General features: G+C 43.2%; 21 protein-coding genes and 1 pseudogene. 17 read left to right on the top strand and 5 right to left on the bottom strand.

Translation table 11 applies throughout. From position 1 onward, the window contains the following. The first annotated feature begins 85 nt into the window (after window positions 1-85). The 12 genes and pseudogenes from proC to HOP45_RS10920 all read left to right on the top strand — a co-directional run bounded on the left by proC (window position 86) and on the right by HOP45_RS10920 (window position 12,866). A complete protein-coding gene (proC, locus tag HOP45_RS10975) occupies window positions 86-895 on the top strand; it encodes a pyrroline-5-carboxylate reductase (protein ID WP_181349336.1) in 810 nt (269 codons plus the stop codon). Window positions 896-907: 12 nt separating this feature from the next. Beyond that, on the top strand, window positions 908-1,048 hold the full coding sequence (locus tag HOP45_RS10970) for a hypothetical protein (RefSeq protein WP_181349335.1): 141 nt from the start codon (window positions 908-910) through the stop codon (window positions 1,046-1,048). A gap of 62 nt (window positions 1,049-1,110) precedes the next feature. Next, a complete protein-coding gene (locus HOP45_RS10965; protein WP_181349334.1) occupies window positions 1,111-1,593 on the top strand; it encodes a PH domain-containing protein in 483 nt (160 codons plus the stop codon). After that, the gene (locus tag HOP45_RS10960) at window positions 1,586-3,076 is read left to right on the top strand and encodes a PH domain-containing protein (protein ID WP_181349333.1); all 1,491 of its coding nucleotides are present in this window, start codon (window positions 1,586-1,588) and stop codon (window positions 3,074-3,076) included. Before HOP45_RS10965 ends, HOP45_RS10960 begins: the two co-directional genes overlap by 8 nt. Window positions 3,077-3,284: 208 nt before the next feature. Continuing rightward, window positions 3,285-4,580, top strand: a complete 1,296-nt coding sequence (locus tag HOP45_RS10955) for an NCS2 family permease (protein WP_181349332.1) — start codon at window positions 3,285-3,287, stop codon at window positions 4,578-4,580. Between the two features lie 192 nt (window positions 4,581-4,772). Next, window positions 4,773-6,332: a spore germination protein gene (locus HOP45_RS10950; RefSeq protein ID WP_181349331.1), complete on the top strand. Its 1,560-nt coding sequence runs from the start codon at window positions 4,773-4,775 to the stop codon at window positions 6,330-6,332. Next, window positions 6,310-7,413: a GerAB/ArcD/ProY family transporter gene (locus HOP45_RS10945; RefSeq protein ID WP_181349330.1), complete on the top strand. Its 1,104-nt coding sequence runs from the start codon at window positions 6,310-6,312 to the stop codon at window positions 7,411-7,413. The genes HOP45_RS10950 and HOP45_RS10945 overlap by 23 nt, the downstream gene beginning before the upstream one ends. Further along, on the top strand, window positions 7,413-8,531 hold the full coding sequence (locus HOP45_RS10940) for a Ger(x)C family spore germination protein (RefSeq protein WP_255437604.1): 1,119 nt from the start codon (window positions 7,413-7,415) through the stop codon (window positions 8,529-8,531). The genes HOP45_RS10945 and HOP45_RS10940 overlap by 1 nt, the downstream gene beginning before the upstream one ends. 91 nt (window positions 8,532-8,622) lie before the next feature. Next, on the top strand, window positions 8,623-9,129 hold the full coding sequence (locus HOP45_RS10935) for a hypothetical protein (RefSeq protein ID WP_181349329.1): 507 nt from the start codon (window positions 8,623-8,625) through the stop codon (window positions 9,127-9,129). 170 nt (window positions 9,130-9,299) lie between these two features. After that, window positions 9,300-9,873: pseudogene (locus HOP45_RS10930) on the top strand (CAP domain-containing protein). Between the two features lie 273 nt (window positions 9,874-10,146). Continuing rightward, window positions 10,147-11,280, top strand: coding sequence for a NupC/NupG family nucleoside CNT transporter (locus HOP45_RS10925; RefSeq protein WP_370458010.1), 1,134 nt, complete (start codon window positions 10,147-10,149; stop codon window positions 11,278-11,280). A gap of 158 nt (window positions 11,281-11,438) precedes the next feature. Then, window positions 11,439-12,866, top strand: coding sequence for an aldehyde dehydrogenase family protein (locus HOP45_RS10920; protein WP_181349328.1), 1,428 nt, complete (start codon window positions 11,439-11,441; stop codon window positions 12,864-12,866). Between the two features lie 114 nt (window positions 12,867-12,980). On the opposite strand, the gene HOP45_RS10915 is transcribed toward HOP45_RS10920, so the two are convergent. After that, window positions 12,981-14,339: an MATE family efflux transporter gene (locus HOP45_RS10915; RefSeq protein WP_181349327.1), complete on the bottom strand. Its 1,359-nt coding sequence runs from the start codon at window positions 14,337-14,339 to the stop codon at window positions 12,981-12,983. Between the two features lie 101 nt (window positions 14,340-14,440). Between HOP45_RS10915 and HOP45_RS10910 the strand changes: the two genes are divergently transcribed. The 3 genes from HOP45_RS10910 to HOP45_RS10900 all read left to right on the top strand — a co-directional run bounded on the left by HOP45_RS10910 (window position 14,441) and on the right by HOP45_RS10900 (window position 16,993). After that, on the top strand, window positions 14,441-15,520 hold the full coding sequence (locus tag HOP45_RS10910; protein ID WP_181349326.1) for an undecaprenyldiphospho-muramoylpentapeptide beta-N-acetylglucosaminyltransferase: 1,080 nt from the start codon (window positions 14,441-14,443) through the stop codon (window positions 15,518-15,520). A 197-nt stretch (window positions 15,521-15,717) separates the two neighbouring features. Continuing rightward, window positions 15,718-16,071, top strand: a complete 354-nt coding sequence (locus HOP45_RS10905; RefSeq protein ID WP_181349325.1) for a hypothetical protein — start codon at window positions 15,718-15,720, stop codon at window positions 16,069-16,071. 97 nt (window positions 16,072-16,168) lie between these two features. Beyond that, window positions 16,169-16,993 (top strand): aldo/keto reductase, encoded by an 825-nt coding sequence (locus HOP45_RS10900; RefSeq protein ID WP_181349324.1) that lies wholly within the window; start codon window positions 16,169-16,171, stop codon window positions 16,991-16,993. A gap of 104 nt (window positions 16,994-17,097) precedes the next feature. Here the strand turns inward: HOP45_RS10900 and ligD are convergent, their stop codons facing one another. Further along, the gene (gene ligD, locus HOP45_RS10895; RefSeq protein ID WP_181349323.1) at window positions 17,098-18,915 is read right to left on the bottom strand and encodes a DNA ligase D; all 1,818 of its coding nucleotides are present in this window, start codon (window positions 18,913-18,915) and stop codon (window positions 17,098-17,100) included. A gap of 86 nt (window positions 18,916-19,001) precedes the next feature. On the opposite strand from ligD, the gene ku reads away from it, so the two are divergent. Next, window positions 19,002-19,838: a non-homologous end joining protein Ku gene (gene ku, locus HOP45_RS10890; protein ID WP_181349322.1), complete on the top strand. Its 837-nt coding sequence runs from the start codon at window positions 19,002-19,004 to the stop codon at window positions 19,836-19,838. Window positions 19,839-19,979: 141 nt separating this feature from the next. Here the strand turns inward: ku and HOP45_RS10885 are convergent, their stop codons facing one another. The 3 genes from HOP45_RS10885 to HOP45_RS10875 are packed head-to-tail and all read right to left on the bottom strand — an operon-like array spanning window position 19,980 to window position 23,724. Beyond that, window positions 19,980-21,113 carry a Ger(x)C family spore germination protein gene (locus HOP45_RS10885; protein WP_181349321.1) on the bottom strand — a complete coding sequence of 378 codons (1,134 nt, stop codon included), beginning with the start codon at window positions 21,111-21,113 and terminating at the stop codon, window positions 19,980-19,982. After that, complete coding sequence (locus tag HOP45_RS10880) at window positions 21,110-22,216, bottom strand: GerAB/ArcD/ProY family transporter (protein WP_181349320.1); 1,107 nt, start codon at window positions 22,214-22,216, stop codon at window positions 21,110-21,112. The genes HOP45_RS10885 and HOP45_RS10880 overlap by 4 nt, the downstream gene beginning before the upstream one ends. An 11-nt stretch (window positions 22,217-22,227) precedes the next feature. Beyond that, on the bottom strand, window positions 22,228-23,724 hold the full coding sequence (locus HOP45_RS10875; protein ID WP_181349319.1) for a spore germination protein: 1,497 nt from the start codon (window positions 23,722-23,724) through the stop codon (window positions 22,228-22,230). A 151-nt stretch (window positions 23,725-23,875) separates the two neighbouring features. Between HOP45_RS10875 and HOP45_RS10870 the strand changes: the two genes are divergently transcribed. Further along, window positions 23,876-24,910: a TIGR00341 family protein gene (locus HOP45_RS10870; protein WP_181349318.1), complete on the top strand. Its 1,035-nt coding sequence runs from the start codon at window positions 23,876-23,878 to the stop codon at window positions 24,908-24,910. The last annotated feature ends 154 nt before the right edge of the window (window positions 24,911-25,064 follow it).

Here is a 25,064-nt window from a genome sequence, read left to right as displayed (position 1 = left end):
AATTCACTGAACGAAGATTATCGTGTATGATGGGGAAATAGGATGAATTTTGTTAACGAAGTTTCAACAGAAGGGATGCATGAACATGGAGAAACGAATCGGTTTTATTGGATGCGGCAAAATGGCTCAAGCAATGATTACAGGTATGCTTAATTCGAATTTAGTATCGCCATCACAGATCGCTGCCACGGCTAACACGGAAGAAACCATTGAGGATGTTGCTTCTCGTTATGGGATAACAGTGACTGAAGATAATAAGTGGGTGGCTGAAACGAGTGATTACTTATTTATCGCTGTCAAACCTGATGTATATAAAGGTGTGATCCAGGAGATTAAATCATCGATAAATGAAGATGTTATCATTATTACGATAGCAGCAGGAATGCCACTTGATAAAATGAAAAAGGCTTTTGAACAACCTGTCAAAGTAATCCGCTCAATGCCGAATACACCTTCTCTTTTAGGAGAGGGGATGAGTGTCTTGTGCCCGAATGATCTCGTACAGGAAGATGAATTGGCGGACGTCATGGAGTTATTCAATAGCTTTGGTCAATCTGAACTTATTAAGGAGTCGCTGATGGATGCCATTCCAGCAATCAGTGGTTCATCACCAGCCTATGTGTACATGTTTATAGAAGCGATGTCGGATGCCGCAGTGCGTCAGGGCATTCCGCGCGACAAAGCGTATAAATTAGCCAGTCAGGCCGTTTATGGTGCGGCTAAAATGGTGCTGGAAACGGGAGAGCATCCTGGAGCCTTGAAAGATGCCGTTTGCACTCCGGGCGGTCCTACAATAGAAGCGGTTGCCACGCTGGAAGAATCAAACTTCCGCAGCTCCGTCATGAAAGCCATGCAGGCCTGCACCGACAAATCAAAACAACTGTCCGATAACTAGGTTGATGTGCGTATGTATATGCGTACCATTGTGCGTACCTGGTACAAAACAGTGTTTTTGAAAATAGCCGGGCGTTCCATTATGGAACACCCGGCTAAATTGAAAAAGCATATTTTGTACCAGGTACGTATCAAAGGATTTTGTATAGAGTGAAACGTTTGGGTGGTCTGATTCGTATTTTGTGGGGTGTTGTATGAGTTGATGGAGGTGGAGTTATGGAGCGTTTGGAGCCAGCAAATCGCATATCGCCTAAAGCGTTAAGGCTTTGGCGGATTTATGGCGGTATTCAATCGGTTATTATCACATTGTTGGCGGCAGGTTTGATTGTGGCTACATATTATTTTAATTGGCCGAAATGGCTAATCCTTATTGGAATCATCGTTCCTTTATTAGAGATTATATTGTCGGTTTGGTTGTTGCCGACTATTCGTTGGAAACGTTGGCGCTATGAAGTGCGTGAGCAGGAAATTGAACTTCAACACGGGATTTGGATTGTGAATCGGACATTAGTCCCGATGATCCGTGTGCAGCACGTCGATACAGAACAAGGGCCCTTATTACGCAAGTATAAATTAGCAACGATCAGCATATCGACAGCAGCGACGGTGCATAAAATACCTGCTCTGGAAGTGGATGAAGCTGAACATTTACGCCAGTCCATTTCATCGCTAGCAAGGGTGGCCGAAGATGATGTCTGAAGCGAAACGTCTGCACCCCATATCTGCGGTGATGAATTTTCTTAAAGGGCTTAAAGACGCGATCTTGCCTGCCATTTTTCTATTGGTCTTGAATAATGATGAATCGGGAACGTGGTTGGACTGGCTGCCGACACTCGTATTTGGCGTACTGCTCGTTTTTATCCTTGTGAATGGTTTCATAAAATGGCTTCGGTTTACGTATCGGATTGAAGAAGGAGAACTCCGGATAGAATATGGCCTTATTTTTCGAAAAAAACGGTACATTCCAATTGATCGAATTCAGAGTTTGAATTTTTCCGAAGGGGTGTTGCACAGGCCGTTCAACTTGGTCAAAGTGAACATCGAAACGGCCGGCTCCTCGGATATCGCGCAGGCTGAAGCTGATTTAACAGCCATTAAAAAACCAGAAGCACACGCCCTTGAGGATTGGATCCAACAAGCCAAGCGGAAAACAGAAGCGGATACCGATTCAGAAGCTTTGGAATCCAATGCACATCAGGCTGATGAGGGCAGTGTAGTATTTCGCCTGCCTTCAAAGGAAATTGTCATTTTGGCTGTGACCTCAGGAGCCTCGGGTGTTGTATTTTCAGGTTTGGCTTTCTTCGGATCCCAGTTTGGCGAAATCATCCCCTATGAAGCTTTATTCAATGAAGTGGTGGAATTCGTGCAGATCGGTGTGTTCGTAGTCGGTTTAGCCTCGTTTTTGTTGTTGCTGATTTCGTACGGCATCGGGGTTTTACTGACGTTTCTCCGGTTCGCGGATTTTAAAGTGAGGCTAGTGGAAGATGACCTTATCATTACGCGGGGTATGTTGGAGAAGAAACAAATGACGATTCCGCTTAATCGGATTCAAGGCATACAGGTCAAACAAAATTTATTGAGGCAACCCTTCGGATACGCCTCATTACATGTTGAAAGTGCGGGAGGGGGAGTGGGGGACAAGGAAGAACACAATATGAATCTGCTCCCACTGGTTAAAAAAGATAGCATTTCTGGAATCATGGCAAAAGTGCTTCCAGACTATCAGTTTGATGTTGATTTAAAGCCTGCCCCCAAACGGTCACGCTTCCGCTATTTCATCTGGAATATGATCATAACATCGATCATCGCAGGGGCAGTAAGCTGGTTCCTATGGCCAATCGGTTTATTATCTGTCATTTTGGTCTTGCTGGCAGCCTCCCTTTCTTGGCTGCAATATAAAGATGCCGGCTGGGACCTGCAGGGGCAGCAGTTGTGCTTGCAATCTCGTGGCATCATTAAACGAACGTATTATATGAAAAAATATCGTATTCAGGATACAGAAGCAAAACAGTCCTGGTTCCAAAAACGAAAGTCGCTCGCTTCGATCACGTCAACGATCAAATCGGGCCTCGGGGGCGCCTCCCCGACAGTCGATCATTTAGAGGTGAGTGATATCGAAACGATGCTGCAATGGTATGAACCCGAAAAAGTACAAAAAAATACAAAAAACAAGCCCACATAACGTTGAATAATAGAAAAAGGTCCGCCAATGGTTGTTCCACCAGGCGGACCTTTTCTCATACCAAAAAGAAACACCCGGCTCTTTTCAAAACCCCCGTTTTGTACCAGGTACATAAAAAGGTACATTAAAAAAGAGGGGGTTGAAAGAATGGTAAAAAACGAATATTATAGTGTTTGGTGTTGATTTTATTCGGGAAGAAGGGTGTAAATTGTGGGAAAAGGTATTTAAACTACATGAAAACAAGACAAATATACGAACGGAAGTGTTAGCGGGCATTACGACATTTCTGACGATGGTGTACATCGTTGTGGTCAATCCTTATGTACTGGAAGGAGCGGGACTCCCGTTTGAACATGTGTTCATGGCCACTGTCATCGCAGCGATCATCGGCACGCTTACGATGGCCTTTGCTGCTAATTATCCAATCGCCATCGCGCCGGGCATGGGGATGAATGCATATTTTGCTGCTGAAGTGGCCAATCAGGGTGTTTCTTATTCCGTTATTTTAGGAACAGTCTTTCTCGCTGGTATCTTATTCATCCTACTTAGTCTTACTAAATTTCGGGAACTTTTAATTACGGCCATTCCAGCTTCGCTCAAGTATGGGATCACAGCAGGCATCGGGTTATTTATTGCCTTTCTGGGCTTACGAATGTCCGGCATTATTGTATCAAGTGAATCCACGCTCGTGACCCTCGGTGATTTAGGCGATGCAGAAACACTGCTCACGGTGGCTGGGTTGTTCATCACGCTTGCATTTATAGCCCGTAATGTTAAAGGGGCACTTTTCATTGGTATGTTCATCACCGGTATGATCGGTTACTTCACAGGCCAGCTTGAGTTCACAGGTGTGGTCTCTGCGCCACCATCCCCCGTATTCTGGGATATCGACCTTGCAGGTGTATTTTCGAATTCACTTTATACGGTCATTTTTGCTTTTTTACTTGTGACTATTTTCGATACGACCGGCACGATGATTGGTGTAGCCGAACAGGCTGGGTTTATTCGGAAAGATGGCAGTCTGCCGAAAGCCAGATCAGCATTGATGGCTGATGCTACGGCGACCACAGTGGGTGCTATGTTCGGTACAAGTCCTTCATCAGCTTATATTGAATCGTCGACAGGCGTAGCGGCAGGTGGGAGGACGGGTTTAACAACGATAGTCGTTGCGTTCTTGTTCTTCCTGACCATTTTCTTTTCGCCTGTGGTTAGCGCAGTCTCGTCTTTATCTGCCATATCGGCGCCTGTGCTCATAATCGTGGGTTGTTTTATGATGGAAGGGTTGGCAAAGGTGAATTGGAAGACGTTTGATGAAGCGTTTCCTGCTTTTATCATCATTTTGACGATGCCGCTAACATCCAGTATCGCAACCGGCATATCAATCGGCTTCATTACCTATCCGCTATTGAAACTCATAAACGGCAAAGGCAAGCAGGTTCACTGGATTCTCTACGTTTTTGCCATCATATTTATTGTCCAGATGATATTCTTTCCTGCTCATTAAAACTGGAAAACACTTTATACACAAAAGCTCCATTTTCTTGCTCTAGAAAATGGAGCTTTTGATGTTAAATCTGGATCTTGATTTTTCCTGCGATGATAGGCTAGTCTCCAAGACAGTCTGAACTACTTTCATGCCTGCATATTTCATAGCCTCGTGACTCATAATAGATAAGAATAGTCAGGAGGCTGGAGTATGTCATTCTTTAAGTTTTTCAGTAAACATCATTCTAACGACTCATCTGAAGACCAAAAAGAGATCAAGCAATTGGCGGCTGGCTCTACGGCGAAAAATGAACCACAGCATCCGACGTCAATTAAATTATCCGAGAATATTAAATATTTGCTTAAAAACTTGAATCATTCGAGTGACGTAAAAGTCCGCGTTCTTAAAGATGGCCAATCTGCCTTGATCTATTTAGAATCGCTTGTCGACCAGGAGAAAATCCAGCGTACCATATTTGCACCTATCGAAGATAATGATACGAATAGTATCCTTGGCCTTCCAAGTGGAAAAAAGACCACTAACCTGGAAGAAACGATTCCAGCTCTGTTAAGCGGACAGGTTGTGTATTTGGAAAACGGAACGACAACGGCAATTCAATTCAACGCGACCGCACATTACAGTCGTTCCCCCGACGAACCAACAAACGAAAAAGTGCTCCGCGGATCCCATGAAGGCTTTGTAGAAAACTTAACGGTAAATGTAAACCTACTTCGAAAACGGATTGAGCATCGTGACTTGACTTTCAAGTATTTTAAAATAGGCAAGAAGATGAATACGAATGTTGCAATTGCCTATATGGATGGGTTGGCTGACCCTAAAATAATCAAAATGCTAGAGAAACGCATCAAAGCCATTACCTCTGAAGCTATCATGAGCCCTGGTTATATTGAAGAATTCATCGAAGATAACCCAGGCTCTCCGTTCCCACAAATGTTGAACACGGAACGACCGGATAAAGCAGTGGGAAATGTGATGGATGGACGAATTTTATTGTTAGCAGAAGGCAGCCCGACCGTCCTGATCCTTCCGGCTACTTTTTTTATGTTTTACCAGTCGCCTGATGACTATAACATGCGCTGGTATACCGGAACGTTCGTTCGCTTGATCAGACTCGCCAGTTTCTTAATCGCGATTGGACTGCCAGCTTTTTATATTGCCATCGTTAGTTTTCATTTTGAAGTCTTACCAGACGACCTTGTTATGCCTGTGAAAAGCTCAATCAATGAAATTGCTTATCCGCCCATACTAGAGGCTTTAGTCATGGTGGTTATCATTGAACTCATTCGAGAAGCTGGGATCAGGCTGCCCTCCCCAGTTGGGCAGACCATCGGGATTGTGGGTGGTCTCGTTATTGGAGATGCTGTGGTAAGGGCAGGGCTTATTTCGAATGTCATGGTCATTGTGATTGCGTTAACAGCTATCGCATCGTTTGTCGTTCCTTCAAATGAAATGAGCACGACGCTTCGTCTGCTCACTTTCCCCATTATTTTGGCGGCTGGAACATTAGGCTTTGTAGGGATTGTGTTCGCTCTGTTATTCATTTTCATTCACTTGACCAGACTGGAATCTTTTGGTGTCCCGTACTTTGCTCCGATTGCGCCGCTTCAATTGAAAGATTTAAAAGATACCTTTGTTCGATTACCCCTGTTTATGATGAAAACACGGCCTAAAGACGCACGACCTTTACAAAAAGGAGCGATGGGAGAGTCAAGGGAGTGGAAAAAAAGTGAGCAATCAAAAAAATCGTAAGCTGTCCCAGCGTCAATTCTTTTTTTTAATCATCCAAACCCAGATCGGGGTAGGCATTCTATCGCTCCCTTATGATCTTCACATAGCTGCCAAACAGGATGGCTGGTTATCGTTGATCATAGGTGCGTTTATTATTCAATTTGTGCTCATCGTTCTCTGGTTGTTAGGTAAAAAATATCCTGAATGGGATTTGTTCCAAATGATTGAATTTCTAACGGGGAAATGGCTGGGGAAGGTGTTATCACTAAGTTATGCGGTGTACTTCACCTTTGTGGGCGCCCTTGTCTTAGTGCTTTTTGGAAGAATGATCAGTGGGTGGATCTTGCCGAATACGCCTATTTGGGTGATTACGTTTTTGATGACGTCTGTTTCGCTCTATTTAGTGTGCAGCGGTATTAAGGTGGTCGCTCGGTTTTTTACAATGCTCTCTGCACTATTGCTCTTTCTCTTATTTTTATTGGTTTTTTCTTTAAATGAACTCAAACTTATGTACTTATTTCCTGTCGCTACTTCAAGCTGGAAGGAGTTGGCTGCAGGCGTGAACAGTGGCATGCTGGCGTTTCTCGGTTTTATCTTGATTTTGGTAATAGCGCCGAAAGTAAAGGGCGCAGCGGTTGATACGTTAAAAACCATATTTATCGCCCACTGGTTTGTGGCCATATTTTACTTAATCATTGTGTTGATTAGTTTCACCTTTTTTAGTACAGAGGAATTGCCTCTCGTGTCATCTCCTATCCTGTATATGCTGAAATCGTTTGAATTCACAGTAGTTTCCCGGGTGGACCTGTTCTTCCTTTCCGTTTGGATTGTCTCTGTGACCACGACTTTCACGATTTATATATATATGTCAGGTGTGGGGTTGATGCGCGTTTTTCATAGCCAAAATAAAAAAGTGTTTTTAATCGTGACGGCTGCTGCCGCATTTTTCATTTCATTTTGGCCGATTGGCTCACAGAAGACCATCGATGCGTTTACCTCTCATATTATGACGGCTAGTTATGGAATGGCCATTTTCCTGCCGTTCATCCTTTATGGATTAAGCTTATTTCGGAAAAAAAACGCTGCAGGAAGTGAGCGATGATGATGAAGCGACTATTACTTGCTGTTATATGTTTAGTTGTTTTAACAGGCTGCTGGGACACCCGCCATTTTAAAAATGTTAAGCTCGTATTGACTATCGGTTTTGATGCAGCAGATGATGAGAAAATTAAGTCGACTGTTTCCATCCCAACGATCAGACGGGGAGCTGATGGACCTGGGGAAGAGACGGTGAGTGTATTATCCGAAATCGGGTATACGCCGCGGAGTGCGCGCGAGAAAATCGACTTGAGGATATCAAATGCTTTCGACCCTTCTAAACTTGAAGTGTTGTTACTGGGGGAAGAATTGGCGAAAAAAGATATCTACCCGGTCCTCGATGTGTTTTACCGCAATCCGAAGAATAATTTGAATGCGAAATTGGCTGTCATAGAGGGGGAAGTCGAAGAGGCAATCGGTATGCAGCCTAATATTGATACGCGACCGAGTAAGTATATCAGTGGATTATTAGATGCGGTGAAAGATGCCACGCATACCACGGGAGATAATCTCCAGTTAATTTGCGCAGAGTTGTTTGAACCAGGCGTGGATTTTGTGCTGCCGCTTCTGAAAGTGGACAAGGAAATGAGTACGCTCAAATTCAACGGTTTAGCCTTATTTCATGACAAGGTGTACACCGGCGATAAAATTACCCCCGAACAAACTACTTTACTCATGTTGATGATGGGCTATAAAGGGAAAGTGGCACGCTTCACCACTCAAGTGCTTGAAGATGAAGAAGAGCAAATCATGAACTATATAAGCTTTAATGTGATGAACCTGGACCGGAACCTTAATATCAATGTTAAAGACGGCGAGGTCGAAGCTGTGATCAATTTAAAACTGAACATACGCGTCGTGGAATACCCTAAGAAACATCTTGATAAGGCAACCGAAGTAACCAAGCTTGATGATAAGTTGTCAGAAGAGTTGACAAAAGAGGCAAAAGACATTATCAGTCGACTACAGGAGGCTAACAGTGATGTGTTCAGTATCGGAAGAAGAATACAGGCTTACCATTATAAGGAGTGGAAGAAAATGGACTGGAATGAAGAATTCTCACAAATCACCATCACCCCGAAGGTGGAAGTGAATATTCAACAGCAAGGGGTTATAAATTAACAGCATTCTATGTAAAAAAATCCACATTCTTGAAACTTTCTGTCGCTTAAGACCGTCAAATAAGATAGGAAACTCTCGCAGGAGGATAAGAATGAGGAGACATAAACAAGACATAGGATCACTGCTCATAATCGCTACGCTGCTCGTATTAACAGCTTGCCAAACGTCACAAGCTATTCCGAATGGTTATTATACGTATAACGAAGATAAAGTAGAGTCAGCTGTTAAACAGGTGGCGTATGATCCTGAGCTGCCTGCTTACCTTCCAATCGAAATGATGGCTGTCGTGTCGGATCATTTCTCGACAGATCGAGCCCAGACGTTGGATTTAAGTTTTTACACAGCAAATAACGATTTGCTCTCGATTCAATACGCTAAGGGAGATACTTCTGAATCACTCCATGATGCTGAAACGATTGCATTGAAAGACAATCTGCAAGTGAACTATCAAGATAATGCCTTTGCAAAAACGGTAGTATGGAATAAAGGTGACATTACCTACAAGATGATCTATCGGCAAAATCCGAACTCAGACGAGGACAAACAATCGGTAACGAAAGAACAGCTTCTTCAAGTGGTCCGTTCCTTCCAATTATAAGGGGAAACCCTATTAATGGAGTTGTTAATAGTTTAAAGCCCTGCAGCTGTAACCAGCTGCAGGGCTTTTTACATAGTTTCTGGAATTTCAGCCAAACTAGTAAACGTAGTAATATTAAAGGAGCAATGATGGTGAAAACGTATAAGTGGTTCGGAATTTTATTGGTCTTTATGGGCAGCATCATGTATGTGCAGTCTCATGCTGTCCATGGTCAGCCCAATGACACGTACACGGTCAAGTGGGGCGACACCCTTTGGGAGATTTCCCAAACTTACAAAATTGGTTTAGCTGAAATTATTAATACTAACCCGCAATTTGATAACCCTGATTTAATCTATCCCGGCGATCAGGTTACCATTCCCCTTAAACCTAATGTAAAAGTGATTGATTTGACCAATCAGGAGCGGGCTAATCACGGGTTGTCAGCGCTTAAAAAGGACTGGCAGCTGTCTCGCGTTGCCCGTTATAAATCACGGGACATGGCAGCCAAGAACTATTTTTCTCATGAGTCACCAACATATGGCTCCCCGTTTCAAATGATGAGAGACTTTAACATTTCCTATCGCAGAGCGGCGGAAAACATTGCGGCAGGTCAGCGTACCCCGCAAGAGGTCGTGGACGGGTGGATGAATAGTCCCGGGCACCGCAAAAACATCTTAGATCAAAACATGGTTAATCGGAGTTGGTTACGCCTCTGGTGAAAATTACGGCCATTATTGGACGCAAATGTTCATTCAAAAATAAGCTTAACTTTAACAGGATTCCAACCCTTGCAATAGGATCAGGAATGAAGTCCTGTTTTTATTTTTTTGATCAGGAGATTGACATGATAATTAGGAATTTCAATCTACACTTGCATGACGTCTGACAACCTGATAAAATCCTATGTGGAAAGAGAGTATGAAAGCATTTTCATAAAAGTGTTTTATTATATCTACTTAAGGGAGGAACTTCAACGTGTTGGGTATCATTTTTGGGGTATTGGCTATTGCGGTCATTCTTGGGATAGCTTTCTTGATGTCGAATGACAAACGGAATATTAATGTGCGCGGGATTGTCGTCATGTTAGCTGCACAAATATTTACAACGTGGTTTATGTTCGAGACAACGCTTGGCGGAGCTATTATTAAGGGCGTGTCAGCCGGTTTTAACAAACTGATCGAATTTGGAACTGAAGGTGTTAATTTCGTTCTGGGGAATATTCAAGTAGCTGAGAATTCTACGGTTTTCTTTTTCAACGTGCTTTTATTGATTATTTTCTTTGCGACGATACTATCCGTATTAACGTATTTAAAAATATTGCCTTTTATCATTAGATACTTAGGGTGGGGCCTTTCTTATGTCACAGGTCTTCCTAAAGTGGAATCCTTCAATGCTGTTAACAGTATTTTCTTTGGACAGTCTGAGGCGTTGATTGCAATTAAATCGCAATTCCGACAATTGAATGATAATCGGCTGTATATTGTAAGTGCTTCGGCAATGGGTTCAGTTTCAGCATCAATTGTTGGAGCGTACTTGAATATTTTGCCTGAACAGTACGTATTGGTCGCATTGCCGCTAAACATGTTCAGTGCCTTGATCGTGGCATCGATGATTGCTCCGGTCAAAGTACCGAAAGAAGAGGATCACGTCGATATTCAAGACGTCTCCAACGCCAAAAGCTTTTTTGAGGCTATGGGGAACGGCGCTTTAGACGGTGGAAAGATCGCGTTAATTGTAGCAACGATGCTGATTGCATTTATTGCATCCCTGGAACTTGTCAATTGGGCTTTCGCAGGTATATTCGGAGGTATGACGCTGCAAGAAGTGTTAGGCTACGTCATTGCTCCAATCGGGTTGTTGATGGGTATTCCAGCTGGAGAAGTCCTGGAAGCAGGTTCGATCATGGGGACGAAAATTGTGACGAACGAATTTGTCGCTATGCTCGAATTCCAACCGATGGTTCAGCAAATGCAAGAAAAAACGGTCGGCATTGTGACCGTATTTCTCACCAGCTTTGCTAACTTCTCTTCCATTGGCATCATTGCTGGTACCGTTCAAGGAATTGACGCAGATAAAGGCGGACGCGTTTCTGGATTTGGTATGAAACTATTGATCGGGGCCACTCTTGGTTCAATGCTCTCCGCTACAATGGCAGGTCTATTCTTGTAATCAAGCGAGCGTTTCAAAGGTTTTCAAAACCTTTGAAACGCTTTTTTGCTTCTTCAAAGGCCATAAGTTATAAAAGCCTCATTTTGTTGTGCTAACGTTTATTGCAAGAAAATGAGGGCTATATAACATGTAGATTCCTTTGAAAGGAGCGTCATTACATGGTTCAAACGTATAACTTATATATAGACGGCCAATGGAAGACGACAGAGCAAAAGCTTGAAGTCCAAAATAAATATACGCTAGACGCTTTCGCGGAAGTATCCAAAGCGTCGGAAAATGAAGTGAATCAGGCTGTTACAGCTGCTGAACGGGCATTTCAGACAACGCGATTCGACCCTTATGAACGTTATCGGATATTGAAACAGGTGAGTGAATTGCTTCAGGAACATAAAGAAGAACTCGCCAATACAATAACGATGGAAGCAGGGAAGCCATTAAAACAGACACGCACTGAAGTAGACCGTGCCACCCAGACGATCGAATTATCCGCCGAAGAAGCCAAACGGATTCACGGAGAAGGGGTGCCTGTAGATGCTGCTCCTGGTTCAGAAAACCGGATGGCGTTTACGTGGAAAGTCCCTGTAGGGGTCGTAGGCGCCATCAGTCCATTCAACTTCCCACTCAATTTAGTGGCACATAAAATAGCACCTGCCATAGCGGCGGCTAACCCGGTCGTCTTGAAACCGGCGAGCGCTACCCCGGTAACGGCTCTGAAACTGGCAGAAATATTTGAGGAAGCCGGTTTGCCGAGAGGCTTTCTAAATGTGTTGATTGGATCGGGGTCCACTGTTGGGGCCAAGATGATGGAGGACGAACGCATTAGGTTGTATACCTTTACAGGAAGTGCCGAAGTCGGTTTAAAGCTAAAACAGCAAACAGGGTTGAACAAGCTCATTCTGGAACTCGGAAACAACTCGCCTGTGATTATTGATCAAGATGCTGATCTGGATAAAGCTGCAGCGAATACCGCAGCTAAAAGTTTTGCTTTCGCAGGGCAAGTCTGTATTTCTGTGCAGCGCTTATACATCCATGAATCAGTCAAAGAGGCGTTTCAGGAGAAATTCATTGAAGCGGTCCAGCAATTGAATGTTGGAGACCCTGCAGACCCTAAGACCGATGTTGGACCGATGATTAGTGAAGAAGAAGCCAAGCGAGCTTACGCCTGGATTGAGGAAGCGAAGAAGAGTGGGGCTGAAGTCCTCGCTGGTGGAGAGCGAACAGGGGCCATGCTCCAGCCGACCATTATCGATAATGTCACAAAAGATATGAAAGTCGTATGTGAAGAAGCATTTGCACCTATTGTCACGATGCAATCCTTTGAAAATTTAGATGCGTGTATTGATGAGGTGAACGAATCACCGTATGGGTTGCAAGGCGGGATTTTCACGCAGGATATCGATAAAGCATTTAAAGCCGCTAAACGCGTTCAAGTCGGCGGGTTAATGATTAACGATTCCTCCCAATACCGTGTTGATTTAATGCCATACGGTGGTGTGAAAAGCAGCGGCTGGGGTAAAGAAGGACCAAAATACAGCGTAGATGAAATGACAGAAGAACGCTTGATTGTCATGAATCTGGATCATTAAAAGAGACCCGGGCTATGTCATTTGCACTTTTCGAAGCCCTCTTAAACGCAAAAATTCCGAACAGTTTCAGCGAAATTGTTCGGAATTTTTGTGCTTTATTGTCCTTGTCTCGCGTTATGACGTGTAACTGTGCATATATTGACGCTGCACATTCAGCATGCGAATAAGCAGAGCAACCGCCCCAGCAGTTAAACCAATAATTAAACTCATCCAATACCCGTAGGGGCCGAGAGCTGTGTAATGAGCAAGCAACCAACCGCTTGGAAGACCGATGCCCCAGTAGGACACAAAAGCCATGATCAACGTGATATTCACGTCCTTATACCCTCTAAGAACGCCTTGGATCGGGGCACCGAATGCATCGGATAATTGAAAGAAAATCGCATAGAATATAAAGTTTTCTGTTAATGCAATGACTTCTGGAGTGGAGCTGTATAATCGGGCCACCGCCCCATCAAACACATACAAAATAATCCCAGCTGCTACGGACATGAGGACAGCCAGGCTAATTCCAAGATTGGCGTAGTGGCGGGCATGTTCGTAACGCTTAGCACCTGTTTCGAAACCGATAGCAATGGTGAGGGCAAAGGCGATACTTAAGGGGAGCATATACAATAATGAAGCAAAGTTAATGGCTGCCTGGTGGGCCGCAATGGTATAGGTATCATACGCTGTCATGAAAAACGTGACAGCGGCAAATATGCTCGTCTCGAAGAATATAGCAAAGCCAATCGGGATGCCGATTTTTAATTGATAGCCCCAGGCTTTGAGTGAAGGGGTAGTCCAATTTGCTAACAAGGCATAATGACGGAACGGTGCAATCTGAAAAATGACGATGATGACGATGCCGAACGCAACCCAGTAAGTCAGAGCTGAGGCAAGCCCTGCTCCGATTCCTCCAAGGGCAGGCATCCCCCACTTACCAAAAATCAAGACATAATTAAAAAGGATATTTGTCGGCAGTGTGAGCAGGATTACAATCATCGTTACCCTCGTATGCCCCAACGCATCAATAAAGCAGCGGTAAACATTAAATACAAACAAAGGGACGATGCCGATACCGAGCGTCAACAAGTAATATTTTGCAATATGGCGCACGTCAGCTTCAATATTCATGAGGTTCAATATCGGATCAAGCAGAAAAAAACCAACGAAAGCAACTGCTAAAGCCAGTACAATCGCTAAGTAAACGCCTTGTTTGACGGCTTCCGTGATATCCTCTTCCTGTTCGCCCCCTTTTAACTGAGCGACGATAGGCGAGATGGCCAATAAAATACCATTAATGCCTGTGAAAATCGGAAGCCAAATATTTGACCCAATAGCGACCCCCGCTAAATCAGCCGCTCCTGCTTGACCTGACATGATGGTGTCAAATAGGTTCATGGCATACATGCCGAGTTGGGTCATTAAAATTGGAAGAAAAATGATAACGAGCAAGCGCAACTTTTCTTTGATTGAATGAGTTTCGTACATATTGCTCTTCCTTTTCTGATACAATTCCCTTAGGATAGGAAGGATTATAGCATAGTTGAGTATCGATGCACAGTCGTCAACGTTAGAAAGGAAGTATAGCCATGAGTAATGAAGCGAAGCGAATCTTGTTCACTGGAGGCGGCACAGCCGGTCATGTGATTGTGAACTTGGCATTGATCCCTGAATTTCATGAGCGGGGATATGAAATAGATTATATAGGTTCATACAAGGGGATTGAACGCGAACTGATTGAACCGTTGGAATATGTGAACTATCACGCTATTTCTACAGGAAAATTAAGACGCTATTTATCAAAGGAAAATGTTAAGGATCCATTCAAAGTACTTAAAGGGCTGATGCAAGCCCATCGCATCATGCGTAAACGAAAACCAAGCATCGTGTTTTCTAAAGGCGGGTTTGTCTCGGTTCCAGTCGTGGCCGCAGCAAAACTAAACCGGGTGCCTTCCATCATTCATGAATCAGATTTCACACCGGGCCTTGCCAATAAACTGTCTTTTCCATTTGCGAAGCGCATATTAGCCACATTTCCTGAAACAACCAACCACTTGCCGGCAGAGAAAAGTGAGGTCATCGGTGCACTCGTTCGAGAAGAATTGTTTAAAGGAAGCCGTGAACGAGGTTTGCAAACATGTGGGTTTCATCAACAAAAACCCGTACTGATGGTTATGGGAGGAAGCTCAGGCTCTAAAAAAATCAATGATGCGATCCGAGCCAATTTAGATGTATTGCTCGAACATTTGCAGATTATCCATATTTGTGGAAAAGGGCAACGTAACGATGAGTTGCAACAATCAGGCTATCAGCAGTTTGAATATGTCAACGAAGGGTTGAATGATTTATTTGCTGCAACCGATTTTATTGTTTCAAGGGCAGGGTCGAATGCCATCTTCGAATTTCTCGCCTTACGTAAGCCGATGCTATTGATTCCACTTTCACGTCAAGCAAGCCGCGGCGATCAAATCTTGAATGCAGATTCTTTTGTAAAACAGGGGTATGCACGTAAATTAGAAGAAGAAGAATTGACCCAGGACCGCTTGCGAGACGAGATACACATATTAATGGAGCAAAAAGATCAATTGATTACGCAAATGGCCACCTACCAAAGTCAACGTGCAAAAGAACATGTCATCGATATTATTTTGAGTGAAGCCAAGAACTAGTAAATATATTGTAATTGAAAAGCGATTTACCTTGCATCAGAGACTGTGTGAGGTGATCGCTTTATTATGATTGGCAGCATATAATGAAGTCTGTGGGATATTGGCGTTGCTACCTGCGCGATTGCTGGCCATAGCAATTTAGGGTATACGTGAGATATAATAGATTTAAGCAAAATATTTATACAGGAGTAGATGACATGAAATCTAATATTTGTCGGTACTGCTACAAAGAAATCAGGGACCGGGATGAATTGATTACAGCTTCGAATTGGTTCCGGCTTCGTCCTTTTCACTACCGATGCTTTGAATTGCTCGAACAGGATACACGAACCATTGCAGGGAACTGGTCTCCCGTCAATGGCAGCGCCGGGAATGTAACGACCGTGCTTATGACCATACTTGCGGTTTGGATGTTAGCCACGAATGCACTGGGGTTGATTGGAGATTTGCTCGGCATTATCGCCCTATATCCGATTTTGCTTCGTGTTTTATCTTTCTTTGTATACGAAATGAAATTGCCAAAATATATCGAAAATAATCCCCATAAATGACACCTTTTTCCTTTCGTACGTTTAAGAATCAATGTGCAAAGGGTATTGATTTCATAGGAAAAGATAGTTCATAGTCCAGAAAAAGGAGTGGGGAAACATGACACTTACCCAGACAACAACCCTACATAACGGTGTTCAAATTCCGTTAGTCGGTCTTGGCGTATATAAAATGCAGGAAGGCGGCGAAGTTGAAGAAGCTATCCAATCAGCATTGGATGTCGGCTATCGTCATATAGATACGGCGTCTTTCTATGGAAATGAAGAGGGCGTCGGTACCGCCATCAAACAATCGGATGTTCCGCGTGAGGAGTTGTTTGTGACAACTAAAATCTGGAACGACGAACAAGGTTATGACGAAACATTCGAGGCATTTCAACGCAGTTTAGATAAATTAGGGCTAGACAAGTTGGATCTTTATTTGGTTCATTGGCCGATAAAAGGCAAATTCAAAGACACGTGGCGTGCGATGGAGCAGCTTTACCACGAGGGTAAAGTCGGTGCAATCGGTGTAAGCAACTTCATGCCTCACCATTTAGATGAGTTGATGAAGGATGCGGAAGTTAAGCCAATGGTCAATCAGATTGAATTTCATCCTGAACTTATCCAACAAGAAACGCGAGACTATTGTAAAAAGCATGATATTGCAATTGAAGCCTGGTCCCCATTAGGAAGAGGTCACTATTTTGATGCACCTATATTAAAACAGCTGGCGGAAAAGTATAATAAAACACCAGCTCAAATTATTTTACGATGGGATCTCCATCAAGGGGTCATTACGATTCCAAAATCTTCAAAGCGAAAGCGCCAGGAAGAGAATGCTGATATTTTCGACTTTAAGCTGACGGATGATGAAATCGATAAAATTAGTGCGCTGGATAACAATGGTAGAATCGGTCCTCATCCGGATGAGATGGGCGCATAGGAACCTACCATATAAAACAAGCAGGACAAAACTCAATGACATGCCGTACGATTTCGCTTAAATCAGTTCGGCTTTTTTTATGCTAACGTACATGCCCTCCTCTTTTATTTATCTCCCTGTAATATCTTATAGAAACCTTCAAGGTTTTGCTGCGACTTCATATATGCATAACTTGCAAACGGACAGCCATGTTCGCGTATCCGTTTTATCACGGAGTTCATCGTGAATTGCTTGGCTGAATGCAATGATTCGAGTTCTTGCCAATAAACGGGTGTAGCGACGCCGGCTTCTGTATTCCCTCGGGGTGAATAAGGGGCGATGATGGTTTTGCCTTCTGCGTGTTGAAGGTAGTCAATATAGAGGCGTTCTTCCCGATTCTTTTTCAAGCGTTCAATTGTGAATAATTCCGGTTCATACCTTACGAGCGTATCAGCAAGAATGTGATTGAATGTAGCCGTTTCAGCAAAAGTGACGGTATGTTCAGGCAGCGGAATGTAAACCTGTAATCCTTTGTTGCCGGAGGTTTTCAGAAATGAAGCAAGCCCCAATTTATCGCAAATCGTTTTAATATAGGAGGCTGCTTTAACCGCCAGTGAAAATTGAGAGTCAGCAGGCGGATCAAGATCCAATATAATTTCAGATGAAAAGTCGGAAGCAAGTGTTTGAAAAGGAACATGATACTCGAGGCTTCCCTGGTTGCCAAACCACAATAGATCCTTATAATCATCAACTTGTTGCACGTTTTCACTGCTTTTTTTCAAGTGCTCAGGTGCATAATCCGGTAAATGCTTTTGAAAAAATTGTTCCTCATGGATGCCATCGGGATATCGAATGACCGTTAGTTGGCGCCCGCTTAGAAAAGGTTCCATATACGGATAAATCTCACGTAAGTAACATAAGAGGTCCTGTTTAGTGATGGATGCTTCCGGGATTAACTGTTTATCCAAATTTGTGAACGTGTCACGAGGCGGCATCTTTCTAACATCCCATTCGAGCTGCTCCCAGTTGCATTCCTCTGGTGACTTGTCGGGCCTGAGCCCAGCGAATGACGGTTCACGTAATGAAGTGACGTCTGTATTGATGCAATGGATATCAGCACTGATGGCTGGAGGAATCACGATATCATCTTGCTTCCTATGCCCCTTTGATGTCATCACACGTTTGAGTGTCGTTGCTTCTTCATCGGATAACCCATGCTTGCATTTCCCTATTTCAAGGGGCTCCGAGTCTATGTGATAAGCAGCTAAACGATAGTAGTCATTTGACTGATTATAGCTTTGAATAAATGCACTCACACAACGCCAGTTCTTCCACTTTAGCCAATCGCGCTGTTTTCCGGGTTGATACCGAGATTGTATTCGTTTTGCTACAATGCCTTCGGCAAGATAAACGTCGGCGATTCGAAGCATAACCTCAGATTGATCGCTTTGTTCAATTAACAAAAACGGTACATCTGGTTTGACGCTCGTACTTGCGTGGAGCATAGCACTCACTTCTTGCAGTTTATCCCGTCGCTTCATGAAAGGGAGGTCTTTCTGGTCTTGAGCACATATCAGCACATCAAATAAAATAAAATGCGCCGGACGCGATTGTGCAGCTGTTTCAATTCGCTTTCCGTTCTGAAGACGGCCCCGTCGTTGCACTTCTTCAAAATGGCTTTGATATTTATTTGTCAACACGACGATTTCCCCATCGAGGACCAAGGGAAGACAAGGGGCTATGTCTTCTTCCAAAGTGTTGCAATAGGCTATGATTTCCGGGAATAGCGGTGTTAAATCCGTTTGATTCCGGCTAGTCAGTTTTATTCCTTTTTTATCCCACGTCAGGGTGCATCGGAATCCGTCATATTTTATTTCATAACACCAGCCTTCCTCTTTTGGAAGTGTTTGGGTCAAAATGGGCTTCATCGGCTGCACAGTCATAAGTTTCACCCCTTTTTGAATAGTTTGGCGTGAAATATCAAAAGTTAACCAAAGGAAGTCAAACAATAAAAAGCAGGTGAAACGATATGCATACGATGTGGAAAGGATCGATCAGCTTCGGTTTAGTGAATATCCCGATTAAACTACACGCAGCCACTGAGAATAAGGATGTGAAATTCCGTCAGCTCCATAAAGAATGTCAGACACCCATTAAATACAAGAAAGAGTGCCCGGTTTGTGAACGGGAAGTGGGTCATGATGAAATTGTTAAAGCGTACGAATACAGCAAAAATAAATTCGTCGTGTTGGACGAAGAAGACTTAGCTGAGCTTAAAGAAGCTTCAGGGGATAAGAGCGTAGAAATTCTGGATTTTGTAGAGTTAGATGAGATAGATCCGATCTACTTTGAAAAAAGTTATTATTTGTCGCCAAACGATGGGGGCTCAAAAGCATATGCTCTGTTAAGACAAGCATTGCAAGACAGTGGGAAAATCGGAGTGGCCAAAATCATCCTGAGATCGAAAGAACAATTGGCAGCTATCCGTATTTACCAAAACACATTAGTCATGGAAACGATTCACTATCCGGATGAAGTCAGAAGTGCCGATGATGTACCTAACATTCCAGAAAGTGAAAATATTGTCAAAAAAGAACTTGATACGGCTGTCATGCTGATCGATCAATTGACCAAACCATTTGAGCCCGGTAATTATCAAGACGACTATCGGAACAAATTGCTTTCCATGATTGAGCATAAGAAAAATAATGAAGATGTCACGATCGAGGCAAAACAGCCGAAACAGGATAACGTGACCAATTTAATGGATGCACTGGAAGCTTCGGTTGATAAGGCAAATAAAAGCAAGGCGAAAAATAAATCGAAATCGAAGAAAAAGACGTCTACGAGCAAGAAAGCAAAATAAAGTGGCCACCTTTTAGCCTATAGGTTAAGGCTCTTAGCATGAGCTAGATTGGACAATAACATTGTCATTAATCCAACTCATACTAGGAGTTTTATTTTTCTTATCAGGGAAAATTTGCACCTTCTTGTTTATCATAGAAGTTTATTCAATAACGCCATGACGAATCAAGCTAATCTTCACCTTAAAATCAACATCCATCTCGGTTAAATACGTTCGCCACTCATCGGTGGAGAGGGGTTTTTCTACAGTTGTACTATTATAGATTTTACCGAATCCAAGCGGATCGATTTCTAACTCCTTGAGTTTGTCGATGAGTGAGTTCAATTGACGCGTCATATTATCTTCCATTTCGGTTTCAAGCTTTTTGATAACTCGTCGCTGCTTAATTTTTAAATCCTCTGATACTTCAATTAAGCGTGCGTCCATCTTAATATTGACAGTAAATTTTGGTGAAGCAGCATCACCCGTAACATCAATTTTGCTTTTACTTACGATATTTTCCAGAGTGAGATGTAACTCCTCGTCATCAGGCTGATTATATTCTTCCGGAATATCTTCTTCAAATCGCTCTTTCGGCAGGGTAAGTTCGATTTGTCCTGCTTTATAACTGTCTTTAACCAGTTTAAAGAAAAACCCTTCGGTGGAATTGAGATTCCCGACGTACTTATCATTTTTAAATAAAGCAAGCCCCGTAACCTCCGCTTTATCCTCCCGTTTAGCTAGCAATGGGAGGGTTGGGTCCAAACCTTTGTCATAATATTCATGGAGGAATTGATGGAGAGTACTCTTTGGCAGCGATTCTGTTTTGATGTTTTTTTCCAGCATACGATGGATATAGATACCGGCATTCGGGGCATCTTCATAGTTATTGACTGTTAAAATATCATTTGATGTCGTTTCACTGATGCCTAAATACATCATGTCGGCAACTTTGGCATCCCGGGTCATGGTGTCTAATAACCACATAATTCCCTGCTCGGCTAACTCAGCTCCATACAAGCTTAAACGAATCTGCCCTGAAACCAGTTTGTGACTTGTTTTCAAATCAGATCGTTTGATAATCTCTTTTGTCGTTTCAGCTTTGCTCGTCAGGACTTGAGAGACTTGTGACGAAGTAGGGTCAAATTGAAGCATGACGTAAGTACCTCTAATCGATCCATCCTCATTTTCATCATACCCGGCTCCTGTAATAATACCTAACCGTTCGATGTAATTCTTCTGGACGCACCCCGTTAATAATGTCAGCATAATTAAGGAAATGACAATTTTCTTCATGATAGTTGCCTCCTTTTTTGCCACCTTTTATGGACCAAGACAGCACCATATAAAATGAAGGGGTAGACAAAAACAAGCCAAAAACCGACGCGGGCTGCGAGGTCGGTGATGATATCAATATTCATGCGGTATTTTATCGAGATGGATAGAATAAACAGCACGATGCCCAGAACATACAGGGATGATTTTTTAGGAATATGATACATCTTTTTAATGGCGGTGATGATCAGCCACGTGAAGGCAATCAAATTCGGAAGAATGACCATCATCCACATCGAGACGCCGATAAAGTCGAACCGTTCAATAATGCTGAATTGAACGATCTTAAACATGGCCAGAGAGGCCCATACTGTTTGTTCCAATTGAGTTGGGCTGAAATAACCGATCGACACGACGGTAACGTATAACGTTAACAATACAGCCAAAAAAACGCCGCCATGGACGGGTAAAGCGATATCCTTTTTATTTCGAATATAAGGATAGGCGAAGTAGAGAATTTCCAATCCTAATAAGGAATAGGTCGTCTTATAAGCTCCCTTTAGTATTTCCAAAGCTCCGACGCTATCAATAGGAGTGAAATGATTCCAGTCCATTAAGGTGATCGGTTTGAACAGCATGAAGGTCAGCCAGAATGTCCCGATAAAAAAAACAAACGATACGCCAGCGACGACTCGAAATCCACCTAGGTTCGCATATACGACTAAAATAATGAGTAGCAAGCTTGGGATGTAAACGGGCAGATCCGGAAATATGAAGACTTGAACGACTTCAATGTAATTTTTTAAGATCGATAATAGCACGATTGTTAAATAGACGACATAAATCGTGCCCAATAGTCGGCTGATCCACACCCCAAAAACTTCTTTTTGAATGTCAATAAGGTCCATGTTTTCAAATTGGCGCAACGTTACAATCATGACCCAGATGACAATATGGATGAACAAGCCACTTATTAAGATTGAAATCCAGGCATTTTGTTTCGCTTCAAGAAAAATTATTCGAGGCACACCCATTAAGCCAGCACCAACCTGCATCGTGTGGACAATAAAAAATAAATAAAAGGCTTGTATTTGGATGGAGGGTTTGGGAGCAGGTTTAGCCATTCAAATTCCCCCTAGTCATCAATGTCTTTTTTGCGTGCTGCCTGTTGTTTAGGGTAACGTTGTGTATCCTTAGGCATATTTGAAATGGGCCGCGTGTTGTTTTTTTTGAATGGGAGACGGATAAAACTGTCTCCAAGGTCCTGGCGCTGCATTGGGTATAGCGGTGATAAATAAGGACGGCCTAACGATGTCAGCTTTAAAACGTGTATTATTAGAAAACTTAGACCGAAAAGAATTCCTATTAACCCCCACAACCCTCCTAGGATAATCATAGGAAAGCGGATAATTCGAATTGCTGTTCCCATCAAGTAACTTGGAGCTGTAAAGGAAGCAAGAGCACTAAGAGCCACAATGATGATCAAGATATTACTTGTGAACCCCGCTTGGACAGCTGCTTGGCCAAGCACGATACCACCTACGATACCCATGGTCTGCCCGACCTTAGTGGGCAAACGGGCCCCGGCTTCTCGAAGCAATTCGATGAGCAGTTCCAGTAATAAAGCTTCCATGATCGGCGGAAAGGGTACCATCGCTCGAGATTGCCCCAAGGAGACGAGTAACGATCCCGGTACGACTTCATAGTGATAGGTGAGGGCGGCCACGTATAAAGGCGTCAGGATGATAGAGATGAACATGGCGGTGAAACGGAGCAGCCGTATAAAGGTCCCCATGTTCCAGCGCATGTAAATGTCTTCTGTCGATTCAAAAAAGCTGAATAAGGTGGTCGGCCCAATCAACGCTGTCGGGCTTTTATCGACCATAATGCCTACTTTACCTTTTGTAATGGAATAACAGAATCGGTCCGGTAATTCCGTGAAAATCAGTTGCGGGAAAATTGAGCTGCTGGAATCTTCGATATACTGGCCAAGCACACTTGTATCTTCAACCTCATCGACAAGCAAATCCTGAAGGCGTTGGCGAACCGTTTGAACGTTTTCCTCGTTCGTTAATGACTTAATATAAACGAGTCTGACTTCTGTCGGGACACGCTCTCCCACGATGATTTTCTCCGTTACTAACTCTTCATTGTTCAGACGCCAGCGCACGATATTCAAGTTCGTGACCATGGATTCTGTAAAGGAAATCTGGGGTCCGAACACGAGTGATTCTGTCTCGGCCTGGGTTAAGGCACGGTGTTCAAGCTGCGGTGTAAAAAATGTAACGGCTTTATCCGCCCCCGCTATATATAGACAGACATGGCCGCCGATCAATTGTTTAGCGAGGGAGTCCAAGTCGTTCTGTGTTTTTCCAGAAGATAGCGGAATGGTATTGAGTAAACTTTCTTCGTCCCATCGCCTTTTGCGATCCACTAAAGGTTTGAGTAAATTGCGGTCTAATTGCTCTTTATTAACTTGATATGTAAGGAAACAGACTATGATTTCCTGTTCATGATGGTGAAACGTTTTTGTGACGAGATCCGGGCTTCCTTGCAGACTTTTGGATAAACGTTGTTTAAAGTCTGAGGCAGATAGGGGAAATGGCTGATTCGTATTGGATTTCGAACTCATCATAGCTTCCTCCTCTCTCACGTAATATCCGTAGTATGTGAAGACACACTGATTTTATGAGCAGTAATGCTATACAATCCTCCTTGAACACGGATAGAAATGAAGAATAACGGAAAAATATAATAATCGTGTAACTGAAAGGGCGAGCTGTATGGAGCTGCAATTGGTCGAAGTTTATGTTCCTAAGCATCATTATGAAACAGTAAAAGAAAAACTGTTGAGTTTTGATCATCAGTCCATTTGGGTTTCAAATGAATCGGAAGAGCGGAAACTACTTAGGATTTTGGTTGATACTAATGATGTGGAAGAAATATTGAATCATCTCGAGGAAGTGTCCAATGTTATAGAAGGGTTCGAGACGATGCTCATTCCGGTCAGGGCTTATTTTTCGAAAGACACCGTAAATAACCCAGAGGAAGAGGCGCAGGAAAACGAAAGAGAACGAGCCAAGCTTTTAAGGGCCAGTCGTCATGAACTGATTACCGCAGCTGAAAAGAACAGTCATATTTCAATGAATTATTCATTGCTCATTTTATTATCAGCGATTGTTGCGACCGTCGGTTTTATAAAAGATAGCGAAGCTGTGGTAATTGGTGCGATGGTGATAGCCCCGATGATCGGGCCGGTGATCGCTGCAGCGTTTTCCTCAGTGCTTGGGGATTACAAGCTGCTGGGGAAGTCAGCTGTAACGTCGCTTTATGGTATCGGCATCATTGTCATCATATCGGTCCTTTTTGGCTATTTATTTGAAGCGGGCATGGAAGCTGATCAATACTTATCTCGAACCGAAGTGAAAGTATCTGATTTATTTTTGGGGGTGGCGGCAGGGGCAGCTGGTGCTCTTGCATTTTTGAAGCGGTTATCGGGTAATTTAGTCGGTGTCATGGTTGCGGTTGCGCTGCTTCCGCCTACAGTTGCACTTGGCATGTCATTAGGGGACGGCATGCTGTCATACGCTTATGGTGCGTTTTTGTTGGTAACATTAAACATAATGTCCATTATGCTGGCAGCCGTCATCATTTTTTCGTTGAGTGGTATTCGACCCGTCCGATGGGAAGAAGTACAACGGGCTAATGTGTCCCGATCGTTGTCCATCGTGTTTGTAATCGTCATTATCAGTGTGCTCATTTTAGTGATCCTGTTTGGTCACAACATGGCTTGGGACATAGGCTCAACCGTAAAATAACTTTTTTCAAAAAATTTCAACGATTTGTATTGCTTTAAATTTGTGGAAACTATATAATATATAATCATTAACGAAAAGGAGGTCACGCACAATGGAACATGTCATGATCGATCATCATCATCTTCATAAACAAAATCGCGTGGCCTTTCGTATA

Source organism: Thalassobacillus sp. CUG 92003 (assembly GCF_013618635.1).
Taxonomy (GTDB): domain Bacteria; phylum Bacillota; class Bacilli; order Bacillales; family Halobacillaceae; genus CUG-92003.
This window is presented reverse-complemented; position numbering and strand designations above follow the sequence as displayed.